This is a genomic window from Sphingomonas sp. URJC2 (assembly GCF_059803575.1).
The window spans coordinates 1-9,176 of the sequence record NZ_JAPFGX010000061.1; the positions used below are offsets into that span (position 1 = coordinate 1).

General features: G+C 71.1%; 11 protein-coding genes. All 11 read left to right on the forward strand.

Features of this window, described 5'->3' with window-relative positions; all coding sequences use genetic code 11:
• The first annotated feature begins 160 nt into the window (after positions 1-160).
• On the forward strand, positions 161-598 hold the full coding sequence (gene gp17, locus OPU66_RS14335; RefSeq protein ID WP_498554336.1) for a tail completion protein gp17: 438 nt from the start codon (positions 161-163) through the stop codon (positions 596-598).
• Positions 588-995: a phage major tail protein, TP901-1 family gene (locus OPU66_RS14340; protein ID WP_498554337.1), complete on the forward strand. Its 408-nt coding sequence runs from the start codon at positions 588-590 to the stop codon at positions 993-995. The genes gp17 and OPU66_RS14340 overlap by 11 nt, the downstream gene beginning before the upstream one ends.
• A complete protein-coding gene (locus OPU66_RS14345) occupies positions 992-1,303 on the forward strand; it encodes a GTA-gp10 family protein (protein ID WP_498554338.1) in 312 nt (103 codons plus the stop codon). The genes OPU66_RS14340 and OPU66_RS14345 overlap by 4 nt, the downstream gene beginning before the upstream one ends.
• Before the next feature lie 2 nt (positions 1,304-1,305).
• On the forward strand, positions 1,306-1,506 hold the full coding sequence (locus OPU66_RS14350; RefSeq protein WP_498554339.1) for a phage tail assembly chaperone: 201 nt from the start codon (positions 1,306-1,308) through the stop codon (positions 1,504-1,506).
• On the forward strand, positions 1,499-2,086 hold the full coding sequence (locus OPU66_RS14355) for a tail tape measure protein (RefSeq protein WP_498554340.1): 588 nt from the start codon (positions 1,499-1,501) through the stop codon (positions 2,084-2,086). The genes OPU66_RS14350 and OPU66_RS14355 overlap by 8 nt, the downstream gene beginning before the upstream one ends.
• 31 nt (positions 2,087-2,117) lie before the next feature.
• A complete protein-coding gene (locus OPU66_RS14360; protein ID WP_498554341.1) occupies positions 2,118-4,403 on the forward strand; it encodes a DUF2460 domain-containing protein in 2,286 nt (761 codons plus the stop codon).
• On the forward strand, positions 4,400-5,218 hold the full coding sequence (locus tag OPU66_RS14365; protein WP_498554342.1) for a phage/gene transfer agent baseplate hub protein: 819 nt from the start codon (positions 4,400-4,402) through the stop codon (positions 5,216-5,218). Before OPU66_RS14360 ends, OPU66_RS14365 begins: the two co-directional genes overlap by 4 nt.
• Positions 5,215-5,595, forward strand: coding sequence for an NlpC/P60 family protein (locus tag OPU66_RS14370; protein ID WP_498554343.1), 381 nt, complete (start codon positions 5,215-5,217; stop codon positions 5,593-5,595). The genes OPU66_RS14365 and OPU66_RS14370 overlap by 4 nt, the downstream gene beginning before the upstream one ends.
• Positions 5,577-7,760, forward strand: a complete 2,184-nt coding sequence (locus OPU66_RS14375; RefSeq protein ID WP_498554344.1) for a phage tail protein — start codon at positions 5,577-5,579, stop codon at positions 7,758-7,760. The genes OPU66_RS14370 and OPU66_RS14375 overlap by 19 nt, the downstream gene beginning before the upstream one ends.
• Positions 7,757-8,257, forward strand: a complete 501-nt coding sequence (locus OPU66_RS14380; protein WP_498554345.1) for a DUF2793 domain-containing protein — start codon at positions 7,757-7,759, stop codon at positions 8,255-8,257. Before OPU66_RS14375 ends, OPU66_RS14380 begins: the two co-directional genes overlap by 4 nt.
• Positions 8,258-8,435: 178 nt before the next feature.
• Positions 8,436-9,176 (forward strand): outer membrane protein (locus OPU66_RS14385; RefSeq protein WP_498554346.1); only part of this gene is annotated, 741 nt, incomplete at its 3' end.

A 9,176-nucleotide genomic window follows, 5' to 3' on the forward strand; every position in this document is an offset into this window, starting at 1 on the left:
GGCTGCGAACCGCGCGTGCCGCCGACCGGCTGGCCGAGGCGCTTGGCCGGGCCGGCGTCCGCGCCGTGCGCACATCTGCCGGGGTGCGGATCAGCGGGCGCGGGCTGCGCCGCCGCCTGCTGACCGATCCCGCCCTGCGCATTCTCGGGAGGTTGATCCGATGACGACCCCGATGCTGGCGGCGGCGATCATCGCCGCGCTTGCCGACGATCCGGTGATCGCGGCGCGCGCCAATGGCGTGTTCCTCGGCCCGCCGCTGCGCGCGACGCCGCCCTGGATCGAGGTCGAGCCGCTGCAATGGGCCGACTGGTCGGTGAAGGACGCGGCCGGGCGCGAACTGCGCCTTGGCCTGTGGGTGCGGGACGAAGGCGATGATCCGGCGCGGGTCAGCGATCTGGTCGATGCGGTCGATGCCGCGCTGGCGCGGCTGCCGCGCCACCTGCCCGGCTGGATGCTGGGCGGGGCGCAGATGATCCGTGTGCGGATGCTGCGCGAGCCGCGCGGCTGGGCCGGGCTGGTCGAGCACCGGCTGCGGATGCTGGCCGATGGCGGGGCGGCGGCGGACAGCGAACAAGGGAGAGACAGCAATGCCGATTGAACGCGGGAGCGCCTTTCTGCTCAAGATCAGCGATGGCGCGGCACCGCCCGCCTACCAGACCATGGCCGGGCTGCGCACGACCCAGCTGAGCATCAATGGCGAGGCGGTGGTCGTGACCAACAAGGGCTCGGGCGGTTGGCGCGAATTGCTGTCGGGGGCGGGGGTGCGGTCGGTGTCCGTGTCGGGCGCGGGGGTGTTCACCGGTTCGGCCGCCGAGGCGCGGCTGAAGGCGCATGCCCTGTCCGGCACGCTGGCCGATTATGAACTGAGCTTTGAGGGCGGGGAACGGATGCAGGGCCGGTTCCTGGTCGCGCGGCTCGATTATGCCGGCGATTTCAACGGCGAGCGCAGCTACACCCTCGCGCTTGAAAGCTCGGGCGCGGTGGCGGCGCTGTGAGTGCGGCCAACCCTGTGCGCGGCGAGGCGAGCCTGCGCGTCGGCGCGGCCGATCTGGTGCTGCGGCCGAGCTTTGCCGCACTGGTGGCCGCCGAGGCGGAATTGGGGTCGCTGTTCGCGCTGGTCGAGCGGGCGGCGGGTGGCCAGCTGACCCTGCACGAGATGACCGCGCTGTTCTGGCACTGTCTGCGCGACCGGCCGGCCGAGCTGAGCCGCGAGGCGCTGGGCGAGGCGGTGGCGGCGGCGGGGCTGGCCGCCGCGACGCCGGCGCTGGCGGTGCTGCTGCGCCAGATTCTCGAAGGGCGCTGACCATGGTCGAGGGCGGGTTTGCCGCCACCGCCGCGCGGCTGGCCGGGATGGCCGGGGCGATGCTCGGCTGGCGGCCCGACGAGTTCTGGACCGCGACACCCGCCGATCTGGCGCTCGCCGTCACCGGCCTTGCCCCGGCGGTGGAGCAGCCGGCCGATGCGACGCTGCTGACCCGGCTGAAGGAGATGTATCCCGATGGATGAGGAAATCGAACGGCTGGTGATCGGCGTGCGCGCCGACACCGCCGGTTTTGCCCGCGATCTGGAGGCGATGCGCGTCCAGCTTGAAGGGCCGTTCGGCGACGGCGTGGCGCGTGCCGGGCGCGGGCTGGAGACGGTGCTGGCGCGCGCGGTCCGCACCGGCCGGCTGGGGTTTGAGGATCTGAAGCGGGTGGCGCTGCAGGCGCTGGGCGAGATCGCCGCGTCCGCCGTCACATCGGGCATCGGGGCGATCCTCGCCGGCATTGGCGGGGGGATGTCCGGGGCGGGCAGAAGCGGGGGGATTGGCGGTCTGCTCACCGGCCTGATCGGCGGGCTGCCCGGCCGCGCGACGGGCGGGCCGGTCGCCCCCGGCCAGGCCTATCTGGTCGGCGAGCGGGGACCGGAGCTGTTCGTGCCGACCATGTCGGGCCGGATCGCGCCCGGCATCGCGCCCGGTGGTTCGGCGGGGCGCGACGTGCGGATCGCGATCACCGTCAATGCGCCCGGCGGCACCGATGCGGCGCAGGCGCTGGCGCGGTCCGGCCGCCAGATCGCGCGCGAGGTCCGCCGCGCGCTCGCCTGAGCCGCTGACGGCACCGGGCAGGGAGGACATCATGGGACATTGGCTCGCCCGGCACCGCAGCGTGCAGGAAACCGGCTTCATCAAACGCTTTGACCCCCAATATTGGACGGTCGATTTCCCGCGCCCGATGATGGCGTCGGTGGTGACGACCGGTCCCGATGCGCTGCGCGTCGATGCGGTGTTTTACGGGCGCGGCGAGCTGGCCGGGCTGATCTGGTGGTCCGAAGACCGGCACGATCATCCGCTGCTCGCTTATGAAACGCAGCGCGATTATCGCGGCTGCCGGCTGCGCTTCCGCTGGCGGTCGGCGGGGGTGATGCCGCTCGATGCGGTCAATGGCCCGACCTTGACCATCGAGGGGCGCGATGCTGCCGGGCAGGCGCGGGCCTGGTATGTGCGGCTGTGGAATTATGCCGAAGGCAGCCCCGAGGACGCGTGGATCACGCTCGATTTCGGGGCGCTGGCGGGCGGGTTCCTGCTGCCGGGCGAAGCCGATCCGGTTTTTGCCGGCGATATCGACCGCATGTTCATCTCGCTGGTGCCACCCGGCTATGCGCCCGAAGGCGGCGCGCTGCCCGCGCCCGTCGAGGCCTTTGTCGAGCTGACCGGGATCGCGTGCGACGGCCCGGCTTCGGTGCTGGAGATTGGCGATGTGCTGGTGCCGCCGCACAGCCTGCGGATCGCGACCGGCTATGACGATGCCTATAACGTCACCCCCGCCCGGCTGCTGCGCACGATCCTGCACCTCGGCTATCGCGGGGTGATCAATCATTATGTCGGGATGAGCCATTATTTCCGCCTGGCGGACGGGCTGGTGACGGGGGCGGGCGATCCGCTGTGCACGCCCTGCACCGCATGGCACCGCGATCTGGCGGTGCGAGCTCGGGCGCTGGATTACGGGCTGATCTGGTCATTGAGCTATGAGCTGTTCGATGCCCATTGCCCGGAAGACTGGAAACAGCGCGCGGCCAATGGCGATCCGGCGCTGACCGGCTGGTCGCCGCCCTCCACCCTGTTGTCCCCGGCCAGTGCCGGGGCGATGGCCTATTTGCAGGCGGTGGCCCGCGCCTTTGCCGCCATTGCGCGCGACGCCGGCCTGGCGATGCGCTTTCAGGTCGGGGAGCCATGGTGGTGGGTCGGCCGCGACGGGCGGCTGCATATCTACGACACGGCCGCGCGCGCCGCGCTCGGCCCCGATCTGCCGGTGATCGACGATGTCAGCGCGCCGATGGGGGCAGCCGAACGCGCGCTGCTCGACCGCGCCGGGGCTTTGCTCGCCGCGTCCACCGCCGATCTGGTCGCCGCCGTGCGCACGGTCGTGCCCGATGCCGAGGCGCTGATCCTGCTTTACCTGCCGACGATCTTTGCCGCGCCCGATCTGCCGCGCGCGCTCGCCCCGCTTGGCTGGCGCAAGCCCGCCTTCGATGTCCTGCAGCTCGAAGATTATGAATGGGTGACGGACGGGCTGACCGCGCGCAGCGCGCCGGGGCTGGCGGAGATGGGCGCGCGGCTCGGCTATCCGCTGCAAGAGCAGCATTATCTGAGCGGCTTTGTGCTGCGGCCCGAGGACCGCGCCCAATGGACGCCGATTGCAGAGGCCGCGCGCGCCGCCATGGCGCGCGGTGTCGCGGAGACATTTGTCTGGGCGCTGCCGCAGGTGATCCGCGACGGCTTTACCTGGTTCCCCGAGGAGGAGCGCATGGACGATTTCGATGATGTCGCATTTCCGTTGGAAATCGGTCGCGAGGCGAGCATGAGCGCGATGACCTCGACCGCCATTGCCAGCGGTGCCGGCGGCCATGAACAGCGCAGCGCCGAATGGGCCGAGGCGCGGCTGCGCTTCGATGCCGGGCCGGGGGTCAGGTCCGAGAGCGATCTTGCTGATCTGGTGGCGTTTTTTCGTGGACGGCGCGGGCCGGCGCGTGCGTTCCGGTTCCGCGATCCGTTCGATGACCGGTCCTGCGCGGCCGATGCTGTGCCGGGGCCTGGCGACCAGCTGATCGGCACCGGTGACGGCCGCACCAGCCGCTTCGCGCTGATCAAGCGTTATGGCGATGTCACCCGGCGCATCACCCGCCCGGTGGCCGCGACGATCAGGGTGGCGGTCGCGGGCGCGGAGGTGACGGGCTTTGCGCTGGAGGCGGGTGGCGTGATCGCGCTCGACCGGCCCCCGCCTGCCGGCGCGGCGGTGACCGCCGGTTTCCGCTTCGACGTGCCGGTGCGCTTTGCCGAGGACCGGCTCGATATCGCCCGCGCCACCTTTCTGGCGGGCGAGGCGCCCAGCGTCCCCCTGATCGAGGTGAAGGAAGGCGGATGACCCCGTTTGCGGATTCGGCGCTGGTCCATCTGGCGCTGTGCTGGCGCATCGAACGGCGCGACGGCGTTGCCATCGGCCTGACCGGCCATGATCGTCAACTGGAGATTGACGGCTTTGTCTATCGCGCCGCGCCCGGCCTGACCCCGTCTGCGGTCGAGCAGGTGATGGGCGGAGAGGCGGACGACGGCGCGATGGAGATCAGCGGCGCGCTGACCGCCGACGCGCTGGACGCGGCCGATCTGGCTGCGGGGCGCTGGGACGGGGCGGCGGTCACCCTGATCATCGCCGATTGGACCGACCCGGCGCGCCATGTCGTGATCGCCGAGGGGCGGCTCGGCCCCGTCAGCGCGGCGCAGGGGCGGTTCACGGCCGAGCTGGCCGGGCCGGAGGCGCTGCTTGCCCGCCCGGTCGTCGAGGAGGTGACGCCCGAATGCCGCGCGACCTTCGGGGATCGCAGGTGCCAGGTCGATCTGGCCGGCCGGACGCGGATCGGCCGGGTGACCGGCAACGATGGCCCCGTCATCGACCTCGATATCGTCGAGCCGGTGGCCAATGGCTGGGGCTGGGGGCGGCTGCGCTGGCTCGACGGGCGCAATGGCGGGCTGAGCCAGCTGGTGCTGGCGAGCAGTGGTGCGCGCGTCACTCTGGCCGCGCCGCCGGCATTTGCCCCCGTTGCCGGCGAACGGGTGATGATGGTCGAGGGGTGCGACCGGTTGCTTGCCACCTGTGCCGCCCGGTTCGGCAATGTCCGCAACTTCCGGGGCGAGCCGCATGTCCCCGGCAATGATCTGTTGACGCGGTATCCGTCGTCATGACCGCGATCGTCGCGACGGCGCGGGCGCTTGTCGGTGTGCGTTTCCGCCTGCACGGCCGCGATCCGGCGCATGGCGTGGATTGTGTCGGGCTGGTGGCGCTGGCGCTCGGCCGGACCGCGCCCGGCGGCTATGCCCTGCGCGGCGGCGATCCCGCGCGGGTGGCCGCCGCGCTTGCCGAGGCCGGGCTGGTCCCCGCATCGGCCGATGATCTGCTGCCTGGCGACATCGTGTTGATGCGGCCCGGGGCGGCCCAGCTGCATCTGGGTGTCTGGACGCCGACCGGGCTGATCCATGCCGATGCGGCGCTGGGCCGGGTGGTCGAACGGCCCGGCCCCATTCCCTGGGAGGTGATCGGATCATGGCGACGCTTGTTCTGACGTCGATCGGCGCGGTGCTTGGCCCGGTCGGTGCCGCGATCGGCGCGACGCTCGGCCAGTTTGTCGACCGTCGTGTTTTCGGGGCGCGCGGGGCTTCGGGGCCGCGCCTGCAGGATCTGCGGATCCAGACATCGGCCTATGGTGCCCTGATCCCGCGGCTGTTCGGCACGGTCCGGGTCGCCGGCACGCTGATCTGGTCGACCGATCTGATCGAAACCCGCAACCGGCAAGGCGGCGGCAAAGGGCGGCCGAGCACGACCAGCTACAGCTATGCGGCGTCTTTTGCCGTGCTGCTGTCCGGGCGGCGGGTGCGCGCCGTGCGGCGCATCTGGGCGGATGGCAATCTGCTGCGCGGCGCGGCCGGTGACTGGAAGGGGGAGCTGGGCGGCTTTCGCCTGCATCAAGGGGATGAGGATCAGCCGCCCGATCCGCTGATCGCAGCACTCGAGCCGGCGGCCCCCGCCTATCGGGGCTGCGCCTATGCGGTGTTCGAGCAGTTGCAGCTGGCGCCGTTCGGCAACCGCATTCCCGCGCTGACCTTCGAGGTCGAGGCCGATCCCGGCCCGATCATGCCCGGCGAGGCGCTGGCGGACCTGAGCGCGGGGGCGGTCGTCACGCAGGGCGGCGATGCTGTTGGCGGGATGATCGTCGCCGCCGACACGCTGGGGCAGGTCATCGAGACATTTGCCGATCTGTTGCCCGCCCTGCCGGTGCCCGCCGGCCGGGGGCTGCGAATCGGCGGGGAAGGGCCGCCCGTCGCCCTGGGGGCGCTGGAAATCGGGATCGAGGATCGGCAGACGCGCGGCGCGACCATCGGCCCGGCGGTGCTCTCTCTGGGCTATCTCGATCCGGCCCGCGACTATCAGGCCGGGGTGCAGCGCGCCCGGCGGCCGGGGGCGGGGGAGGCGCAGGCGCGCATCGACCTGCCGGTCACGCTCGACGCCGGTGCCGCGCGCCAGCTGGCGGAGCGGGCGATCGATCGCCGGCGGGCGCGGATGCATCAACGCACGCTGCGCTGCGGCTGGCGACGGCTGACGCTTGCCCCCGGCGATCTGGTGCGGACGCCCGATGATGGCAGGATCTGGCGCGTGGCCGAACGGCGGATCGACCGTGACGGCGTTGCGCTCAGCCTGACCGCGCTCGCCAATGGCTCGGCCGTCGCGCTGCCCGCTGCGCCGGGGCGTCCCGCTCTGCCGCCGGATGCCGTGCACGGGCCGACGCGCGTGCATCTGCTCGACCTGCCGCCGCTCGACGATACGCCGGTCGCGCGCCCCCGCCTGCTGATCGCCGCCGCCGGGGTGAGGCCGGGTTGGCGGCGCGCTGCGCTGCTGATCGGGCGCGATCCGATGGCGGAGATGCAGCCGATCGGGGACACCGCCGCGCCTGCGCTGATCGGCGCTGCGCTGTCGGCGCTTGGCCCGGCCGATCCGGGGCTGTTCGACCTGCGGCACAGCGTGGATATCGAAATGGCGCATGCCGGGATGATGCTGGCGGATGCCGATGACGGCCGCCTGATGGCCGGGGCCAATCTGGCGCTGCTCGGCGACGAGCTGATCCAATATGGCCTGGCCCTGCCGCTGGGCGACGGTCGCTGGCGGCTGTCCCGGCTTATCCGGGGACGGCGCGGCACCGGGGCGGGGGTGGCCGGCCACCGCGCCGGGGAACAGTTCGTGCTGATCGAGCCGGATGCGCTGCGGAGCCATGATCCCCCGGTCGATGCGATTGGCGCGGACATGGTGGTGCTGGCGAGCGGGATTGGCGACACGCAGCCTGCCGAGAGCCGGGTGCGCGGCATCGGCGCTGCGGTCCGGCCGCTGCCGCCCGTGCACCTGGACGCCCGGCGTCGTGCCGATGGCGGGTTCGACCTGTCCTGGATCAGGCAGAGCCGCGAAGGGGGGCGCTGGATCGATGGCAGCGATGCGCCGATTGGCGAGGAACGCGAGGCTTATCGTGTCGAGATCGCACCGGCGTCCGGCCCGGTGCGCAGCTGGCTGACCGACCGGGCGTTCCATGTCTACAGCCCGGACGAGGTCGCGCGCGATCGGCTGGCCGGTGCCGATGTGACGATGCGGGTCGTGCAGCTGGGGAGCTTTGCCGCGTCGCGGCCGGCTGAAAGGCGGATCGCGATTGTGCGTGAGGCAGCTGCCATGGAGGATGGGCAATGACGGATGGAACGACTGCGCGGCACCGGCTGCCGCTGATCGCGGCAATGCAGGCCCAGAAGGACCTGACCCACAATGAAGCGCTGGTCAGGCTCGACATGCTCGCCCATCCGGCGGTCGAAACCGCTCCGCTCGATCAGCCGCCGGCCGCCCCGCAGGCCGGCCAGTGCTGGCTGCTCGGACCGGCACCGGTCGCGGAATGGCAGGATGCGCCCGGCGCGCTCGCCTGCTGGACCGGGAATGGCTGGCGGCTCTCGCCGGGCGTCGACGGCATGACCGCATGGGTGATCGACCGGCAGCTCTGGGCCGTGCGCGCGGGCGGCGTCTGGCGGATCGGGGAGGGGCGGTTTGCCTCGCTCAGCATTGCCGGGCAGCAGCTGCTTGGCCCCCGCCAGCCGGCGGTGCCGCTGCCATCGGGCGGGTCTGTGATCGATGCCGAAGCGCGCTCTGCCATTGCCGCAATTGTTGCGCGCATGGCTGCTCATGGCCTGGTCGACTAACCCCTGATATGATCGTTTCCAGACGCGAACAAGCCGCAGAAATCCGCCCCTGTTGCGGCATTTATGCAACAGTTTCAGGATTTGCGGCCTTGCGCGGCAACTATGCAGCCTGTAGTGAGTTGGGGCTGTCCGAGTGACACCAAGAAAGGGGATTTCTATGCGGAAGCTTGCCATTGCGATGGCGTTGGCCTCCACGGCGATTGCCTCGCCCGCGCTGGCGAAGGACAAGTCGTGGTATGTGGGCATTGAAGGTGGTGCCCTCCTCGTCGAGGACATCAACTTCGATATCACCCGTGGCACGGGCGCGACCGCTGCCAGCGGCACCAACAATGTCAACCATGACTATGGCTATGACGTTGGCGGCCTGGTGGGTTATGATTTCGGCGGGTTCCGGCTTGAGGCTGAAGTCGCTTACAAGACCGCCACGATCGATGGCTATGAAAGCACCTTCTCGACGCCGGTCGGCAACACGTCTGCGCTGGCAAACGTGCTTTATGGCTATGCCGGCGGCTCGACCTCGGCGCTCAGCTTCATGCTCAACGGTCTGTTCGACTTCGGCGAAGAAGATGGCCTGAGCGGCTATGCCGGGGGCGGTGCCGGTGTCGCGCGCGTCAGCGCCGATTATGGTCTGCGTTCCGACCGGCCGAGCTTCATCGACGACTCCGACACGCGCTTTGCGTGGCAGGCGATCGCCGGCGTCCGCGCGCCGATCACCGACAACATCGATGTCGGTCTGAAGTATCGCTTCTTCAACACCTCGCGCCTGTCGATGGTCGGCATCAACGGCGACGTGTTCGATGGTCGTTTCCGGTCGCACTCGCTGCTCGCCAATCTGACCTTCAACTTCGGCGAACCGGCCGCTCCGCCGCCGCCGCCGCCGCCGCCGCCGCCGCCTCCCCCGCCGCCCCCGCCCCCGCCC

Coding starts and splice junctions, on each gene's coding strand:
- gp17 (WP_498554336.1), top strand. CDS start 161: ATGACGACCCCGATGCTGGCGGCGGCGATCATCGCCGCGCTTGCCGAC.
- OPU66_RS14340 (WP_498554337.1), top strand. CDS start 588: ATGCCGATTGAACGCGGGAGCGCCTTTCTGCTCAAGATCAGCGATGGC.
- OPU66_RS14350 (WP_498554339.1), top strand. CDS start 1,306: ATGGTCGAGGGCGGGTTTGCCGCCACCGCCGCGCGGCTGGCCGGGATG.
- OPU66_RS14355 (WP_498554340.1), top strand. CDS start 1,499: ATGGATGAGGAAATCGAACGGCTGGTGATCGGCGTGCGCGCCGACACC.
- OPU66_RS14360 (WP_498554341.1), top strand. CDS start 2,118: ATGGGACATTGGCTCGCCCGGCACCGCAGCGTGCAGGAAACCGGCTTC.
- OPU66_RS14365 (WP_498554342.1), top strand. CDS start 4,400: ATGACCCCGTTTGCGGATTCGGCGCTGGTCCATCTGGCGCTGTGCTGG.
- OPU66_RS14370 (WP_498554343.1), top strand. CDS start 5,215: ATGACCGCGATCGTCGCGACGGCGCGGGCGCTTGTCGGTGTGCGTTTC.
- OPU66_RS14375 (WP_498554344.1), top strand. CDS start 5,577: ATGGCGACGCTTGTTCTGACGTCGATCGGCGCGGTGCTTGGCCCGGTC.
- OPU66_RS14380 (WP_498554345.1), top strand. CDS start 7,757: ATGACGGATGGAACGACTGCGCGGCACCGGCTGCCGCTGATCGCGGCA.